The sequence below is a fragment of the Mucilaginibacter pocheonensis genome, from assembly GCF_031456535.1.
In the GTDB taxonomy this organism is placed as follows: domain Bacteria; phylum Bacteroidota; class Bacteroidia; order Sphingobacteriales; family Sphingobacteriaceae; genus Mucilaginibacter; species Mucilaginibacter pocheonensis.
Genome location: NZ_JAVDUU010000001.1, coordinates 665,683 through 683,282 on the forward strand (window position 1 = coordinate 665,683; position 17,600 = coordinate 683,282).

Annotated in this window: 13 protein-coding genes; 7 read left to right on the forward strand and 6 right to left on the reverse strand. The window is 43.5% G+C overall.

The window, feature by feature from the left end:
- The first annotated feature begins 3 nt into the window (after positions 1 to 3).
- The 4 genes from J2W55_RS02830 to J2W55_RS02845 all read left to right on the forward strand — a co-directional run bounded on the left by J2W55_RS02830 (position 4) and on the right by J2W55_RS02845 (position 5,904).
- Entirely contained in the window at positions 4 to 1,323 is a 1,320-nt protein-coding gene (locus J2W55_RS02830; protein ID WP_310091692.1) for a vanadium-dependent haloperoxidase, read from the forward strand.
- A 64-nt stretch (positions 1,324 to 1,387) separates the two neighbouring features.
- Positions 1,388 to 2,899: an FG-GAP repeat domain-containing protein gene (locus J2W55_RS02835; RefSeq protein ID WP_310091695.1), complete on the forward strand. Its 1,512-nt coding sequence runs from the start codon at positions 1,388 to 1,390 to the stop codon at positions 2,897 to 2,899.
- Between the two features lie 48 nt (positions 2,900 to 2,947).
- Positions 2,948 to 4,537: an FG-GAP repeat domain-containing protein gene (locus J2W55_RS02840; protein ID WP_310091699.1), complete on the forward strand. Its 1,590-nt coding sequence runs from the start codon at positions 2,948 to 2,950 to the stop codon at positions 4,535 to 4,537.
- 53 nt (positions 4,538 to 4,590) lie between these two features.
- Positions 4,591 to 5,904, forward strand: coding sequence for a flavin monoamine oxidase family protein (locus J2W55_RS02845; protein WP_310091702.1), 1,314 nt, complete (start codon positions 4,591 to 4,593; stop codon positions 5,902 to 5,904).
- Here the strand turns inward: J2W55_RS02845 and J2W55_RS02850 are convergent.
- Together J2W55_RS02850 and J2W55_RS02855 are read right to left on the reverse strand one after the other, a co-directional pair.
- Positions 5,889 to 7,121, reverse strand: a complete 1,233-nt coding sequence (locus tag J2W55_RS02850) for a family 8 glycosyl hydrolase (protein ID WP_310091705.1) — start codon at positions 7,119 to 7,121, stop codon at positions 5,889 to 5,891. The two genes, J2W55_RS02845 and J2W55_RS02850, sit on opposite strands and share 16 nt — an antisense overlap.
- Positions 7,090 to 8,037, reverse strand: a complete 948-nt coding sequence (locus J2W55_RS02855) for a LysR family transcriptional regulator (RefSeq protein WP_310091707.1) — start codon at positions 8,035 to 8,037, stop codon at positions 7,090 to 7,092. Before J2W55_RS02855 ends, J2W55_RS02850 begins: the two co-directional genes overlap by 32 nt.
- 89 nt (positions 8,038 to 8,126) lie before the next feature.
- Here J2W55_RS02855 and J2W55_RS02860 point away from each other — a divergent pair, with 89 nt between their 5' ends.
- Genes J2W55_RS02860 through J2W55_RS02870 form a run of 3 tightly spaced genes read left to right on the forward strand, consistent with a single transcriptional unit; the run spans position 8,127 to position 13,912 of the window.
- Positions 8,127 to 9,527: a TolC family protein gene (locus tag J2W55_RS02860; protein ID WP_310091710.1), complete on the forward strand. Its 1,401-nt coding sequence runs from the start codon at positions 8,127 to 8,129 to the stop codon at positions 9,525 to 9,527.
- 22 nt (positions 9,528 to 9,549) lie between these two features.
- On the forward strand, positions 9,550 to 12,801 hold the full coding sequence (locus J2W55_RS02865; RefSeq protein WP_310091712.1) for an efflux RND transporter permease subunit: 3,252 nt from the start codon (positions 9,550 to 9,552) through the stop codon (positions 12,799 to 12,801).
- Positions 12,788 to 13,912: an efflux RND transporter periplasmic adaptor subunit gene (locus J2W55_RS02870; RefSeq protein ID WP_310091714.1), complete on the forward strand. Its 1,125-nt coding sequence runs from the start codon at positions 12,788 to 12,790 to the stop codon at positions 13,910 to 13,912. The genes J2W55_RS02865 and J2W55_RS02870 overlap by 14 nt, the downstream gene beginning before the upstream one ends.
- A 136-nt stretch (positions 13,913 to 14,048) precedes the next feature.
- Here the strand turns inward: J2W55_RS02870 and J2W55_RS02875 are convergent, their stop codons facing one another.
- The 4 genes from J2W55_RS02875 to pyrR all read right to left on the reverse strand — a co-directional run bounded on the left by J2W55_RS02875 (position 14,049) and on the right by pyrR (position 17,515).
- Positions 14,049 to 15,470 carry a serine hydrolase domain-containing protein gene (locus J2W55_RS02875; RefSeq protein WP_310091717.1) on the reverse strand — a complete coding sequence of 474 codons (1,422 nt, stop codon included), beginning with the start codon at positions 15,468 to 15,470 and terminating at the stop codon, positions 14,049 to 14,051.
- Between the two features lie 67 nt (positions 15,471 to 15,537).
- The gene (locus J2W55_RS02880) at positions 15,538 to 16,464 is read right to left on the reverse strand and encodes an aspartate carbamoyltransferase catalytic subunit (RefSeq protein WP_090467170.1); all 927 of its coding nucleotides are present in this window, start codon (positions 16,462 to 16,464) and stop codon (positions 15,538 to 15,540) included.
- A 41-nt stretch (positions 16,465 to 16,505) separates the two neighbouring features.
- Positions 16,506 to 16,901, reverse strand: coding sequence for a four helix bundle protein (locus J2W55_RS02885; protein ID WP_310091727.1), 396 nt, complete (start codon positions 16,899 to 16,901; stop codon positions 16,506 to 16,508).
- A 74-nt stretch (positions 16,902 to 16,975) separates the two neighbouring features.
- A complete protein-coding gene (gene pyrR, locus J2W55_RS02890; RefSeq protein ID WP_310091730.1) occupies positions 16,976 to 17,515 on the reverse strand; it encodes a bifunctional pyr operon transcriptional regulator/uracil phosphoribosyltransferase PyrR in 540 nt (179 codons plus the stop codon).
- Positions 17,516 to 17,600: the final 85 nt, after the last annotated feature.

Below are 17,600 nucleotides of genomic sequence, written 5' to 3' on the forward strand. Positions count from 1 at the left end.
TATATGAAGTGCTTTAAACTATTTTTAGCCGTTGCAGGTGTTTTTTTGATTTTTAGCTGTAGCCACGAAAAGAAGGCGGCCCTAATAAAAGATACGGATGTAATACATCAAAATGTTGACCAATTAACACAGGTAATCATATATGATGTTTTTACACCACCTGTAGCTGCCCGTATTTATGGTTATTCCACGTTAGCCGCTTATGAAGCCATACGTTACGCCAATCCCGACTATAATTCAATAACAACACAGCTGCGGGGTTTTGGAGAGCCGCCAAAGCCTCAGCCAAATAAATCTTATAATTATACATTGGCAGCAACCAAAGCCTTTTTTACGGTAGCCCACAAGGTTACTTTTTCTGTTGATACACTTAAAAAATATGAAGACAAGGTATTTGCCAGTTATCAGGATAATCTTGACGATTCTACCTATGCGCGGTCGGTTGCCTTTGGCGAACAAATTGGTAAATATATATTAAAACGCAGCGCTACTGATAATTATCCGCAAACCCGTGGCAAACCGAGATTTTTAGGGAATGATAATCCCGGGCAGTGGCATCCAACCCCTCCCGACTACCTTGATGGCGTAGAGTTTTGCTGGGGCACTATGCACACCTTTGCAGTTGACACTTCAACCAATTTCCCGCTGCCTGCTCCTCCGCCATTCAGTGAAGATAAGAACAGCGCTTATTTTAAACAAAACATGGAGGTTTATCAGCAAAGTAAAAGCCTTACCCAGGAACAAAAGGATATAGCAAAATTTTGGGATGATAACCCTTTTGTTATCCAGCATAGCGGGCACGTTATGTTTGCCAATAAAAAGATCACCCCGGGAGGGCATTGGATTGGTATTGCTGCCATTGCTTGTAAGCAAACCCATGCCGATGTAGTAAAAACCGCGCAGGTTTACGCGCTTACCTCAATAGCTCTTTTTGATGCATTTATTTGCGGCTGGCAAGTGAAATACGATTTGAATTACATAAGGCCGGTAACGGTTATTAATGATAAAATAGATGCAAACTGGCTACCTATGCTGCAAACACCTCCTTTCCCCGAGTTTCCGAGCGGGCACAGCGATATAAGTGGGGCCTCGGCTGTTATATTGACCCATATATTTGGTGATAACTTTGCTTATCAGGACACCAGCGACCTGAGATATATAGGCATGCAACGCCATTTTGATTCCTTTTTAAAAGCATCTGATGAAACCTCTATCAGTCGCTTTTATGGTGGTATCCATTACCGCAACAGTGTTGATCAGGGAGCCGTGCAGGGCAGGCAGGTAGGCGAATACATTTGGAAAAAGCTTAAACTAAAAAAATAACTGTCGGGCTATTTTTATGGATCTTAAAAAAAGTTATCTAATTATATCTTATCTGTTATTGTTCATGGCTGTGTTATCAGGCATAACGTTCATGAACGGTTGTAAAGGGAAAACCAACCAGCCCTATAAATTAACGGGAAATGTTATGGTTGATGGCCCGGCCCTGGCACAAGTAAAATGTACACGCTGCCATGCCCTTGTACCGGTTAATGCTTTGAGTAAAAATGTATGGGAAAAACATGTACTGCCATACATGGCCAGTTTTATGCATGTATCAATTTATGGATCAACTTATTATAAACGGAATCCGGCCGATACTACCGGTGTAACATTGCAGGAATGGCTTACCCTTGTTGAATATTACAAAAAAGCTGCTCCGGATACCTTACTTGCAGCCAAAAAACCAGTCCCCTTAATAAATGACTGGGCCGGGTTTACTTTAAAAAAACCTGCGCCGGTAAATTATACCAGCTTTACCACTATGGTTGCGGTTAACCCGTATACGCACAAGCTGTACAGTGCCGATTTTACAAACTCGAAACTGCTTGGTTGGGACAGTAATTTAAAACCCGATTCATTAGGAACCCTGCCTTCGCCGGCGGTAAACGTAGGTTTTGCAAAAGACACTGCCGGGAATAACGCGGGATTTTTTTCATGTGTAGGGCGTTTGGAACCTGCCGATTTCCCCAATGGCAAGGTGGTAAAAGTTAACCTCGATGCCAAAGAGTTAAACAACGATCAAACTTTTATAGCATCTGATTTGCCCAGGCCACAGCAAACAGTATTTGCTGATTTTAATAAAGACGGCCTTCAGGATATGGTGATTTGCGGACAGGGCAAACTCAAAGGCGGCGTTTTCCTTTTAAAACAAAACCGCGACCATACCTATAACCAGGAAACTATTTTTGACAAACCAGGCGCAGTGCAGGCCATAACCGGCGACTTTAATAAAGACGGCTGGCCCGATGTAATGGTGCTTACCGGTAGTGGCGACGAAGGCCTTTGGCAATTTTTAAACAATCAAAAAGGCGGCTTTACCACAAAAAATCTGTTGCATTTTCCGCCGGTATATGGGTCGACCAGTTTTCAACTGGCTGATTTTGACCATGACGGTAACCTGGATCTGATATATACCTGCGGTTACAATTACCGCGACTCGCGCAGGATAAAACCCTATCACGGTTTATATATTTATACCAATACCGGCGACTGGAACTTTAAGCAACGCTGGTTTTATCCTATCAACGGTTGTACAAAAGCCATTGCAGTTGACTTTGATGGCGATGGCGACCTGGATATAGCGACCATAGCTTTTTTTGCGGATATGAAAAACTCTCCGGCCGAAGAATTTATTTATTTTGAACAAAATAAGCCATTTGACTTTAAACCACATGCTATTCCGGTAAGCCAGTACGGTCGCTGGATGTGTATGGAGGTGGCTGATCAGAACAATGACGGTAAACCTGATATTATATTAGGTAATTATTCGAGCGGCTTTATGTTCATTGATAGTTTTAAGCCAAACTGGGATAAGAAATTACCTTTAATAGTGCTTGAAAATCACATTAAGAAATAAAGTATAAAAGCTGCGCCCTGCTTGTGCCCGCCAAATTGAAAAGTGTAAATGATTAATAACTACAGGTTGTCGGTATATAAATTGTGTTTGCTGACGGTTTGGGTAGTTATTGTTTTGTTGTTATCAAATGGATGCGACAGTAAAAACAGCAACAACGCCATAAACAGGGAGAAATATTTAACCGAAGGAAAAAAACTGGCTGCAACACGCTGTTCAAGTTGCCATGAGCTGCCCAACCCGGCATTGCTTGACAGTTATACCTGGGAAACAGGTGTTATGCCCGCTATGGCGCCAAAATTCGGATTTAAGAGTTTTATGGGTAGCTACCTTGTTTCCTCAGGCATAAGCATTTCTAAAGACGATTGGTATAAAATTATAGCTTACTATAAAGCTGCATCACCTAAAAAGCTACTTATACCCAAACCGGCCGCGGTGAAAGATTGGGCCATATTCAGTTTAAAGCAACCCCCGCGCATTGATCATAAGGGACTGCAGGCCATGACAAGCATTATTGCATACAACCCGAACGATGGCCATATTTATACAGGGGATGTTGGCAGTAAGCTTTACAAATGGAGCCGCGACCTGGAGCCCGTATTGGTCAACAAATTTTATTCGCCGGTTACTGATATTGATTTTTTTAAAACAGCGGCAGAACCAAATAGCGCGATGATAACCTGTATAGGCATATTGCCTCCTAATGATGCGCGAAAAGGTAAACTGATAACTATTGACCTCAATAATGCATCGGCTAAAAAGAATACCAAATTAATTGCCGACAGCCTGCCGCGACCGGTAAAAAGCGCCTATGCAGATTTTAATAGGGATGGACTGATGGATTATATATCCTGTGGATTTGGACATAACCAGGGTGGGCTTTACCTGATGCAACAGCAGGCCGATCATCAGTTTAAAAAGAAAATTATAAGAGGGGTACCTGGTTCTACCCAGGTATTTGTTGAAGATTTTAACCATGACGGCTGGCCCGATATAGCCTGCTTATTTGCCCAGGCTGATGAAGGTATCTGGTTGTTTTTAAATGATAAAAAAGGAGGGTTCGCCAGTCAGAACCTGCTGCATTTTCCATCGGTGTATGGGTCGAGCAGTTTTCAGCTAATTGATTTTAACCATGACGGGCAACTGGATATCCTGTATACCTGTGGTGATAATAATGACTTTTCGCAGGTGTTAAAGCCTTATCATGGAGTGTATGTTTTTACTAACCAGGGCAACTGGAAATTCAAGCAAACCTACTTTTATCATATCAATGGATGCTCAAAAGCCGTGGCTGCTGATTTTGATCATGATGGTGACCTTGATATTGCGGTAATAGCTTTCTTTCCCGATTTTAAACATTATCCTGAAGAGGGTTTTACCTATCATGAACAAACCACCGCCGGAAAGTTTAAAGTGCATGCAATACCTGTTAATCAATATGGCCGCTGGATAACGATGGATGTAAATGATATTGACCATGATGGTTATCCGGATGTTTTGCTGGGCAATTTTTCAGCAGGTGCAAAGGACCTCATGATCCAAAAAGACGTTGAGCCTAATTGGGATTTATATGAGCCTTTTATAGTGCTGCATAATAATGCAAAAAATGGTACGCAATTAAAAGCTGATAACCCTAAATAAGCCATGATCTTCGTGAGCTGCACAAAGCCTAACTTTGCTTATAAAATAATTTAATGAACACTGCTGATATAGTAATAATAGGAGCTGGCGCTGCGGGGTTAATGGCAGCGCGCGAACTGGCCTCTGCCGGTAAAAAAGTAATCGTGCTGGAGGCGCAGGACCGCATAGGAGGCCGTATACATACTCATTACAAAGACTCATCTTTAAAACATGTAGAGTTGGGCGCCGAATTTGTGCATGGCGATTTGCCGGTTACGCTTGGTTTGTTGAATAAAGCCGGTATTAAATACAGCCAGGCATCGGCAGCTATGTATCGTTATAACGAAGGCACGTTTACCACCAACGAGAATTTTATTGAAAATTGGGACCTGCTGATAGATAAACTGAACAAATTAAAACAGGATACCGATATTAACCGGTTTATGTTAAAGGAATTTCCGGGCGATAAATATGGGGGGATGAGGGAGTCTGTAAGGCAATTTGTATCAGGTTATGATACCGCCGATCCTGAAAAAGCCAGTTGCTTTGCTTTGCGGAGAGAGTGGCAAAACGAGGATGAGCAGGCCCAGTATCGTATTGATGGTGGCTATGGCCAATTGATGGACTATATGGCTAATGAATGTAAAGCCAATGCCGGCCAAATATATTTGAACGCCATTGTAAAAGACATTTATTGGGAACCAGGCAAGGTGCGTATTATTACCACTGAAGGCACAACTTACCACGCTGAAAAAGTGATACTGGCTATTCCGCCTGGTGTTTTACAGGCTGGGGATGGCGAAAAGGGGGCAGTGGCATTTTATCCGCCTGTTAAAGCGCAGCAGGAAGCAATGCAACAAATAGGCTTTGGCGCGGTTATAAAAATAGTGCTGGAATTTGACGAGGCATTCTGGGAAAGCAAGCAAACGGAAGAAATGGCGGGCAAAAGCCTGGAAAATATGGGCTACCTGTTCTCCGCGGAAGAAATACCTACCTGGTGGACGCAATTTCCCGCTCACTCAACAATATTTACCGGCTGGATAGGTGGCCCGGATGCCGATGATAAAAAGAGCTTTTCTGACGACATGATATTAAAGGAAGGATTGCAATCGGTGGCTAATATTTTTAAGCTAAGTGTGGATGAGCTAAATAAGAAGCTTAAAAGCTGGTATGTTATAAACTGGACGGCACGGCCTTTTACAAGAGGTTCCTATGCTTATGATATGGTTAATACACCCCTGGCCCGTAAAACACTTAATACCCCGGTTAGTGATACCTTATTTTTTACCGGAGAGTACCTTTACGAAGGACCGGCAATGGGTACGGTAGAAGCCGCTTTAACCAGCGGAAGGGATGTGGCCGAAGTGGTAAACTATGGTCGCCAGTAGTTGCCCGATACTATGATCATATCCAGCATTTTAATGCTGTTATCATAGTAATCATAATCCTTAAGTTTAAAGGCAACAAGATAATCCCACAGTTTATTGAGCCATTGCTGGTTGCTTTTATCAATCATGGCCGATACTGCAAATGGCGCTATAAAGCTCAATGCCTCAAAATAACGGCCTTTAATATCATTACCCGCCAGTGTATATCCTGCCGAAATATTATCAGGGTTGCCGCTGGTGGTTTCGCGTATCCAATGGTTTATTTTATCAGCCATAATCTTTGCGCGTTTATCACCATATAATAAATAATCACTTGCTATGCGCCAGGGCACACGGCACGCGTTGTAATTGTAATAACCATCGTAAGGAGATTCGAGATAATTGGGTGGTGCCGGCCGTGGATTTTTGCTAATACCACGGATAAAGTCAGGTAATATGCCGGCATCCGGACTGTATTTATGTTGCATAAGGCTAAAAAGCCGGTAGTTATTGTCAGTGGCTTTTTTCCATTTGCCGCTCCGTAAAATGTTTTCGAAGGCTTTGAAATGAGCGGGCATAAAATCGGAGGCGCGCATGTCGTCATAATCGTCGCTATCATATTCTATAGCATCGCTTAGCAAAATGGCATAGGTTTTAGGGTTTATTTCATGTCGCATTATGGCAGTTATCATATTCCTGGCTTCCAGCAGGTAATTGATCTTGCCGTGGGTGCCCCATTGTTTGGCGGCAAGCAATAACGAATAAGCTATATCCATATCGCCATCGGTAGCTGTACTGCGGTCAAGGTCCTTACAGTTTTTGCCTTGTGCCCATGCCATTAAATACGGTGATGTTTTAGCCGGATGAGCTTTATAATAATGGTATAAACCGTTAAAAGTGTTTTGGGCGCCATTATCATAACCAGCCATTAATACGGTGATGAGCATACCATAACCCTGGCCTTCTGATACACATTCTTTGCCTTTTTTTTCAAACCAAACATAATACTGCTCCTTACCGCAGCCTGCCTTTACGTAACGTTTTTTCCATTGCTCGTAAAAGGCACAAACCTGTTTATCCAGCTGCCGCTGAGGTAAATGATTGGGCTTAATAGCGCCGGAGGCATAAGGATTATGCTGCGGAAATGGCTTTGATACAGTTTGCGCATTAACTCCGGCAGTTATAAAAAATAAAAGCAGGAAATAATTAAACCACCTGTAGTTGCAGTAATTCTTCAAAATTTGCTGATTCCATGCACATTTGATTTTGCGCAAAGTACGTTTTAAGGCATGATAAAAAATTCTGTATTACCGGGCTCTCTTTGCAGGTGGCTGCATACCACGTTCTTTTCGCAACGCTATGGTGCAGGGGCCGGGCCACAATGTTTTTATTGGCTAGGTATGGTTTTACAATCCAGTCGGCCATTACGCTTATGCCAAGTCCCGCGTTCACCATTTCAATGGTAGCATCAGTATAGTGTATGCGGTTTAGCGTTTTAGGCTTTACATGCTGCTCCTGTATCAGGGTTTCAATAAGCGGGGTATCCTGATAAGTAGGATCATAAAGTGCCAGTATCAGGTCCTGATCCCTGAAATCGCATATATCAATTACATCTTTTTGGGCAAGCGGATGATCGGCTGGTAAAATGGCGTTCAGCCGGTCTTCAAAAATAGGTTCATAATTTATTTTGGTATTCACCATTTGGGTGCGCACAATGCCCAGGTCAAGATCCCCGCGCATCAGGTACTCCAGCGGACGGCGGGTAGCGTCTGACACGATATTGATGTTAATATCGGGCCATTGGCTTTTAAAATTCTTGATCACTCCAGGCAACCAGTGGTAGGCGGTGTAACACTGCATACTTACATTCAATTTGCCCGTTTTGCCATTCTTATAATTTTGTATGTCTTCCTCCATCGACTTGATCTCGGCAAGTATTTTTTCAGCACTGCGCAAAAAGCGGTAACCAATTTCAGATAAATGTAATTTTTTGCCCTGACGGTGAAAAACTTCAATATCAAGTTCCTTTTCCAGCTCTTTTAACTGGTGACTAAGCGCTGACTGGGTAAGGTGCAGAGCAGCAGCAGCTTTAGTCAAAGTTCCTTCTTTTGATATGGTATCAACCAGGCGGAAGTGATGTAATGCTATATTCATTATGAATTTTGCTAATGATTTTGACAAAATTAATTCATTTTTTTCATATATGATATAGGTATACCTTTGTTGTGTACAAAATACACAATATGTTTAATCTACCTTCAAAACAATTATTTCTGTTTTTAGGTGTTTTTTCTGTCTTCCAGGCTCAGGCTCAGCAAAAAGTTTTAAATATTAAAGATGCTGAACAAATGGCACTCGCAAATTATGGTACCATTAAATCCAAAGCAAATCAGTTAAACGCTGCCAGGGCATACTTAAAAGAAACACGTACAGAATATCTGCCTGATGTAAGCATCTCGGCCCAGCAGGATTATGGAACGGCAAATGGCCAAAACGGGCCATTATACGGCTATCGTGGTTTATCCGTAGCTTCATCTGGCCCGGCGCTGCCTAAACAAAACTGGAACGCAGCATTTGGCTCCTTGTATTTAAGCAATGTAAGCTGGGATTTTTTCAGTTTTGGTAAATCTTCTGAAAAAATTAAAGTACAACGCAATGTAGTGAACCGTGAAGAAACCGACCTGGCGCAGGAACAGTTTCAACACGAAGTAAGGGTTGCAAGCACCTATCTGAATTTATTGGCCGCGCAGCAACTGGCAAAAGCCCAGCAGGATAACCTAAACAGGGCTGTTGAATTACAAAAAGTAGTTGCAGCCCGCGTAAAAAACGGGTTAAATGCCGGCGTTGATTCGGCACTTGCTAACGCCGAAGTATCAAATGCTAAAATTGCATTGACCAATACGCAGCAAACTGTACAGGACCAAAGCAACCAGCTTTCCATATATCTTGGCATCCCGCCGCAGGAGTTTGAGCTTGACAGCGCATTTATTACTAAAACCCCTGCAACCTTAGGTGCTCAAAGCGCTGTTAAAATAGCCGACCACCCTCAACTGCGGTATTTGCAAAACCGCATAGGCGTAAGTGATGAGCAGGCTAAATATTTAAAAACTTTCAGCTACCCTACGTTTACCTTATTTGGTGTATACCAGGGCAGGGGATCAGGCTTTAATGCCGACTATATCAGTAATCAGGACAGTTACAGCAGCAGCTATGGCGCGGGCGCAAACCCTACCCGTTATAACTACCTGTTTGGGGTAGCCATGGTATGGAATATTACCAATCCATTCCGGGTACATTACCAGGTGAAGTCGCAAAAATATACATCGCAGCAATTTAAAAATGACTATGACCTGGTTGAGCAGCAATTAACTGCACAACAGGCACTGGCAGAAACCCGCATCAGCAACGCGTTAAAAAATTATCGTGAAGTACCGGTTGAGGTTTCGGCCGCGAGCGATGCCTATAAGCAAAAATACACCTTGTACAAAAACGGACTGGCAAACATAGTTGATTTTACCCAGGCCCTTTATACATTGAACCGTGCCGAAATTGACCGCTATATCGCCTTGAACAATGTGTGGCAGGCATTGCTGTACAAATCTGCGGCAACCGGCGATTTTGGCATATTCATTAATAATTTTTAATAACAGTAATACACATTATATAATGGGAATGATAAAAGGGGCGCTTCAAAAACCAATTACCATATTGGTTATAGTAGCCGGACTGTTTTTTTTCGGGATAAACGCGGTACGTACTATCAAGATAGATATCTTTCCTGATCTTAACTTACCGGTTATCTATGTATCCCATCCATACGGAGGTTTTACCCCAAACCAGATGGAGGCTTATTTTGGCAAGCAGTATGTGAATTTGCTGCTGTTTGTTTCGGGCGTAAAAAGCATCGAAACCAAAAATATACAGGGCTTAACGTTAATAAAGGTTACTTTTTACGAGGGAACCAACATGGCCCAGGCCGCGGCCGAGGTCACGAGTTATACCAACCGTGCCCAGTCGGCTTTTCCGCAGGGCTCGCAGCCGCCATTTATTTTAAGGTTTGATGCCTCCACGCTGCCGGTTGGTCAGCTGGTATTAAGCAGCCCAACACGTTCCAATAATGAGTTGCTTGATTACGCGCTGGTATATGTGCGGTCGTCATTTACGTCCGTTCCGGGCTTAGTGGCCCCGGCCCCTTTCGGGGGTAACCAGCGTACAGTGGTAATTAAGGTTGATCCCGGTTTGCTGCGTTCCCACAACTTAACGCCCGATCAAATTGTGGCCGCGTTACGTGAAAATAACCAGAACACACCGGCAGGTAATGTGCGTATAGGCGATTATAACTATTTGGCCCCGTCAAATACAACCATAAAGCAAATTAAAGATTTCGGCAATATCCCCTTATTTAAAAATGGAGTTCAAACCGTGTTTTTGCATGATGTAGCCACGGTTGAAGATGGTGCGGATATAACCAATGGTTATGCTTTAATAAACGGCAAGCGATCTGTTTACCTGCCTATTACCAAATCGGCCACGGCATCAACCTGGGATGTGGTACAAAACCTGAAAAAAGCATTGCCCCGGTTTCAGGCGCTGTTACCGGCCGACGTGAAACTATCGTTCGTATTTGATCAATCCATCTATGTGATCAACGCGGTTAAAAGTTTGGCCGAGGAGGGCGCTATTGGCGCTGTACTTACCGGTTTAATGGTATTGTTGTTTTTGGGCGATAGGCGCGGAGCATTAATTGTGATATTAACTATACCAACCTGTATCATATCGGCTATATTTTTCCTGTCGCTTTTTCATCAAACCATAAATATCATGACGCTGAGCGGTTTGTCGCTGGCCATAGGTATCCTGGTAGATGAATCAACAGTAACCATTGAGAATATTCACCAGCACTTTGATATGGGCAAGCCTAAAGCATTGGCCATATGGGATGCCTGTAAAGAGATAGCATTTCCTAAACTGCTTATCCTGTTCTGTATCCTGGCTGTATTTGCCCCGGCGTTTACCATGACAGGCATTCCGGGAGCGTTGTTCCTGCCGCTGGCATTGGCCATTGGGTTCTCCATGATCATATCATACTTCCTGGCTCAAACTTTTGTGCCCATCATGGCCAATTGGATCATGGTGAACAAGCATGAAGATCATAGCCATGCAGATGGCTTTGCTTTGGAAGACGAGGGCGAGCCGTGGGAGCAAAAAGAAAAGGCCATGCGAAAAGCCCTTGAACACACAGGCGGCGAAGTAACCCGGTTTGACAAGTTCAGAGACAGATTTATGGCATTAATTGACAGGATGCTGCCGAGGCGGAAGTTTTGGGTATCGGTTTACATCGTGGTGGCATTTGGGTTGGCTTTTTTACTGTTCAACATTATAGGTCGCGATGTATTGCCTAAGGTAAATTCAGGCACCTTCCAGGTGCGTTTGCGCGCCCCTGACGGTACCCGTTTGGAACGGACTGAAGTAATAGCGGTAAAAGCACAGCATATACTGGGCGACATTGTGGGCAAAAACCATATTGCTATAACCTCAACAATGGTTGGCACACACCCTGCTTCATTTTCAACCAACCCTATTTACCTGTTTATGGCCGGGCCGCAGGAAGCGGTTATGCAGATCAGTTTGACCGAAGATTATAAAGTGAACCTTGATGATCTGAAAGAGAAAATCAGGCATGCCGTAGCTAAACAACTCCCGGACGTAAAACTTTCATTTGAACCTATTGAACTAACGGATAAAATTTTGAGCCAGGGATCGCCCACACCTATTGAAATAGCCCTATCCGGAAAAAATAAAAAGCAAAATGAAGAATACGCCTATAAGGTATTGAACAAATTAAAAAGCATAGACTATCTGCGCGATGCACAAATAGGCCAATCGTTTAACTATCCATCAATTGACATTAATATCGACAGGCAAAGGGCAGCACAGCTGGGCGTTGGCTTAAATGACATTTCACGCTCACTGATTGCGTCTACCTCATCATCAAGGTTCACCGAAAAAAATAACTGGATTGATGAAAAAGCCGGCTTAAGCTACCTGGTACAGGTGCAGGTACCTGAATATCAAATGGCCAGTATTAACGATGTTAAAGAAATTCCGGTGCTTAATAACCAGTCGCGCCCGGTTTTGGGTGATGTTGCCGATGTTAAAACCGGGGTAACCAATGGCGAAAATGATAACATTGGCGCTATACCTACGTTATCTGTTACGGCAAACATCAATAAAAAGGATCTGGGTACCGCTACTAACGATGTGCAAAAGGCAATTAAATCATTAGGCCCCCTGCCAAGGGGTTTAACTATTGAGCTCAGGGGACTAAGCCAAACATTAACAGAAACGCTGGATAGTTTACAATCGGGCTTGATTGTTGCTATACTGGTGATCTTTTTGATGCTTGCCGCCAATTTTCAGTCGTTCAAAATGTCGTTGGTGGTATTGTCAACTGTTCCGGCAGTATTATTTGGCTCGCTGTTTCTGGTTAAACTGACAGGGTCTACGCTCAACCTGCAATCGTACATGGGTATGATCATGTCTGTTGGGGTGTCCATATCTAACGCGGTGTTACTGATAACCAATGCCGAGGAATTGCGCAGGCATAACGGCGATGCGCTAAAATCAGCCCGCGAGGCGGTGGCATTGCGTTTGCGCCCCATTTTAATGACCAGTTTGGCCATGATAGTAGGTATGATCCCTATGGCATCGGGCCTGGGCGAAGGCGGTGACCAAACATCGCCGCTTGGCCGGGCCGTTATTGGCGGGCTTATTGCTTCAACCTTTGCTGCTCTGTTAATATTACCATTGGTTTTTGCCTGGGTACAGGGCAACGCCAGTACCCAATCTGTTTCGTTAGACCCAGAAGATAAAGAAAGTAAATTTTATGTCCCTTTGCATCACCATGAACAAGCTTAAAAATAAATCAACCCTTATGCTTGCCGTAATAGCGGTAGCCATCAGTAGCTTACTGAGTGCCTGTCATTCAGAAGAAAAAGAGAAAGAAAGTGCCGAAGAACAACAGGAACAAGCTGTTGAAACCCCTGCGGTTGAACTTACCCCGGTTAAAAAAGGGAAGCTGAGCAGCAATATTACTATTCCCGGCGAACTGATCCCTTATCAGCAGGTAGACCTGTATGCCAAGATCAATAGTTATGTGAAAAAATTACTGGTTGATATTGGTTCAGAAGTGCACCAGGGGCAACTGTTGGTAGTGTTAGAAGCACCGGAGATCAACTCGCAACTGGCGGGGGCGCAATCAAGAATAAAACAGCAGGAGGCTATTTATTATGCCAGCAAAGCTACTTATGACCGGTTGGTAAATACCAGTAAAACTCCCGGCACTGTATCATTGAACGACCTGGAGCAGGCCGAGGCTAAGAAAAACTCCGACCTTGCTAATGTTGAGGCTGCAAAATCGGCCTACAAGGAAGTTTCAGCCAATCTGGCTTACCTGGAGATCAGGGCGCCATTTGATGGCGTGATCACCAGCCGTAATGTAAACTTGGGCGCTTATGTAGGGCCGGGTGGTAAAGGATCTGACCCGCTGTTTACGCTGCAGGATCAAAAGAGATTACGCCTGGTGGTATCCGTACCCGAAAGTTCAACCGGGGCTTTGAGTAATAAAACCGAAGTTAATTTTACCGTTAAGGCCTTGCCGAGCGAAAAATTTACCGCCCAGGTGAAACGCCTTGCCGGCGCGCTTGACGAAAAGCTGCGGTCTGAGCGTTTGGAAATGGATGTTTATAATAAGGATAAAAAACTGCTGCCGCACATGTTTGCCGAAGTAAATGTACCGCTGCCCGGCGGCGACAGTACTTTTGTAGTGCCTAAAACCGCTGTTGTTACTTCAACCGAAAAAGTGTTTGTAATTAAGGTGGTAAACCATAAAGCACAATGGGTTGATGCAAAAAAGGGCCTTACATCGGGCGATATGATGGAGGTTTATGGCGACCTGAAACCTGATGACAAGCTGGTAAAAGTTGCTACTGACGAAATAAGGGACGGATCAACTGTGAAAGATAAATAATTAGTTGATAGGGTTTGATTGAGTAATTTGTTGACTGATTAATTTACGTTATACATCCTGCTTTGCCACAGCAAAGCGGGATGTAACGTTTTATAGGGTGCGTGTCTTATATTGTTTTATCCGTAGTACCGCGCCTTTACTGCAGCGCTTTCAAAATCCCTGTACCAATGGCATCGGTACTTTCGGCGGCGTTTGACAGTATTACTACAGCCAGGTTCTTTTGAGTATTGAAAGCCAAAAAGCTGCTGCTGCCGTAGGTGCCCCCATTATGAAAATAATATTCAATACCGTCAACAAGTATGATATGCCAGGCAAGGCCAAGCTTAGCGTCTTTGCTGAAAGTTATCTGATGAGTGAGTTCAAGGGCTTTTCCGAGCTTGTCGGCAGGCGGACTCATATTAACCTTAACGTAGGTCAATAAATCATTTACAGAGGAGTGGAGGGCACCACATGGGGCTAATACGTCAAAATCCCATGCTGGCGTAACGTTTCCTGTAGTGTTATATACAGTTGCAAAGTTTGTTTGCCTGGCCGGGCTTAAATGCTGAACGGTGCTTTGCATCATTAAAGGCTTGCATATTATATCGGTCACCATTTGTTCAAATGTTTTACCGCTTACCTGCGACAGGATGGCGCCCAGCAGCCCTACACCCAGATTGGAGTAATCATACCTTTCGCCGGGCAAGCTGTTAAGCTTGCAGGTTTTAAGATAAGCGAACAACTGCTGTTTATTATAGTTTTTATAAGGATTAAGAGCTGCACCGGCAGTACTAAAATCAAGATTGTCAGGTACGCGCGAAAAGCCTGAGGTGTGGTTACTTAATGATTGCAGCGTAACCGGCTTTAATGCAGGGTTTTTGGCGACCGAATCGGGCAGGTATTTAATAATGGGGTCGGTAAGTTTTACCTTGCCTTCATTTACATAATAGGCCAGCAGGGTGGCGGTGAAAGTTTTGGTGATGGAACCGATCTCGAAAATTGTATTTGGCGTGGGTAACTGGTTATTCCCTTTTGTGGTTTCACCATAGCTGTAGGTACTGATCTTGCCATCTTTTAAAACACCCACACTTAAGCCAACTGTATTGGCCTTTTGAATATAAGGGCGCACTACCAATTCAATCTGCTTATCCATAGGGCTCAGTAATTTGTTGGTAGTAGCGGCGGTAGTAAGCTTATCGGCAGTTATCTGTGTAAAGGGTTGAAATAGAAATAATTCCAGTTTGTTGTTTTGATCAAGGCTCATTTGCAGCTGCAGGGTAACAGCGTCAAATATGAGTTTATAAGTGCTTACCTTATTGTTAACAAAGCTGATGAGCGATGCTCCTTTGATACCATTAAGCGGGAAAAGCTGCTGATCAACAACCGATTTGAACGCACCCGGACTTAACGTTCTCTGAAAATGCTCGCCTCCCAGTGCATAAAGTGAATCTGCTTGTTTGGCGTTAAAGAATTTTTGAACCAGCGCGAATACCGAATCTGTTTTTAACTGCTGGCGACTTTGGGCAAAGGTGGCAGACGATAAAGCAAAATAGGTGAAAGCGATAAACAAGGATCTCATGATAAACGGCATAAGTAAATAACGGATGGATAAGCTATTTAATGCGGCTCCTATAAAATTCTGGAATTTACGGCGTTTGTCCGGCCAATAAATATAACACCGCCATACGTACGGCCACACCATTCTCTACCTGGTCAAGGATGATGGATTGTTTGCTGTCGGCCACATCGCTGGTTATTTCCACGCCCCGATTGATAGGGCCGGGGTGCATTACGGTGATCTCTTTATCCAGGGAATCTAAAATGGTCTTGTTCAGGCCAAAAAGCATGGTGTATTCCCGCAGAGAAGGGAAGTATTTGATATCCTGTCTTTCCAGCTGTATGCGCAGCATGTTAGCTACATCACACCAGTTAAGGGCTTTTATCAAATTATGTTCAACCTTAACACCTAATGATCCTATATATTTGGGGATCAGCGTGGTTGGGCCGCAAACCATAACCTCGGCGCCTAATTGTTTAAGGCATAGTATGTTTGATAATGCTACCCGCGAGTGTAATATGTCGCCTACTATCACTACCTTTTTACCGGCTACATCACCGTATTTTTCGCGAATGGAAAAGGCATCCAGCAGGGCTTGTGTAGGGTGTTCATGAGCGCCATCGCCGGCGTTCACTATCTGGGCTTTTACATGTTTAGAGAGGAAGATACCGGCACCGGCGTAAGGGTGGCGCATTACCACCATATCTACCTTCATGGCCAGGATGTTATTTACGGTATCAATCAGTGTTTCGCCTTTGCTTACTGATGATGACGATGCCGCGAAGTTAACAACATCGGCCGACAGGCGCTTTTCGGCCAGTTCAAACGACAGGCGGGTGCGGGTTGAGTTTTCAAAAAATATATTGGCAATAGTTACATCGCGCAGCGAAGGCACTTTCTTTATCGGCCGGTTTAAAACGGATTTAAAAGTATCGGCAGTTTCAAATATCAATTCGATATCTGCCCGGTTCAAATCTTTTATGCCTAATAAGTGCCTTGTGCTTAGTCCTGCCATATTTTTTAAATTTCGGATTTCGGATGTTCGATTTTGGATTTTTAATTTATCGAACGACCGATTTTTATTTTTGATTTGCTTATTCGTTGCTTTTCTTTGGCTGTTTTGCCTATAGCCGTGAATATTGCTGTAAATTCGTTCGCTTCTCTTTTTAGTTGCGTTAGGTTTGCTGAAACCACAAGTCCTGATTCTTCCATTAATTCTAACCAATAAACAGATTCATCAGCTTCTTCTTCAACTATTATGATTTTGTTTATAAAATCGGCAGTTGATTTTCCCCGGCATGCCGACCGGTAATTTGCGCCTATTGATGTAGAGCTTCTTAATAGTTGACGTGATAATATGTCAAGTGAGTGCTTATGCGGAAGCTCCTCAATAAACCTGATAATGTCTATCGCGAATTTTTTTGTTCTCTGTTTCAGTTCTGCTTTATCCATTTGTTAAATCATCACTTTCAAATCGAAAATTCTAAACTAAAATAAATCCGAAATTGAACATCCAAATTCCGACATTACTCCGACACCAATACTATCTTATCTTCGCCATCTGTATCTTTCCAGCTTACCACTACTTTTTGCGATGCGATGGAATCAACTTCGATGCCTACGTAATCGGCAGATACCGGTATGTGGCGTGAATAGCGGCGGTCGACCAGCGCAAGCAGCTCTATCTTTTCCGGACGACCAAAAGCCTGCATAGCATCCATGGCCGCACGTATGGTACGCCCTGTCCAGAACACATCGTCCATCATGATCACTTTTTTGCCTTCAATAATAAAATCTATTTTAGTTTGGTTGGGCACCAGCTGTGATTCGCGCCTGCGGAAATCGTCGCGGTAAAAGGTGATATCCAGATCGCCCTGCAAAATAGTTTTACCGGGTAATATCTTTCTGAGTTCTTCGGCTACACGCCTGGCCAGGTAAATGCCCCGGGGCTGGATGCCGATTAATACCGAACCTGAAAAATCATTATGATTTTCAATCAACTGGCGACATAAACGTTGTATGGTGATCTGAAATTTTTGTCCGTCGAGCAGTGTAAGATTTTGCATCGTATGGGTGGATTTGGGCAAAAATAGCAAATAGTTTTGAAAAAAGCCCCCTCTAAATCTCCCCTGATAGGTGAGACTTTAAAAA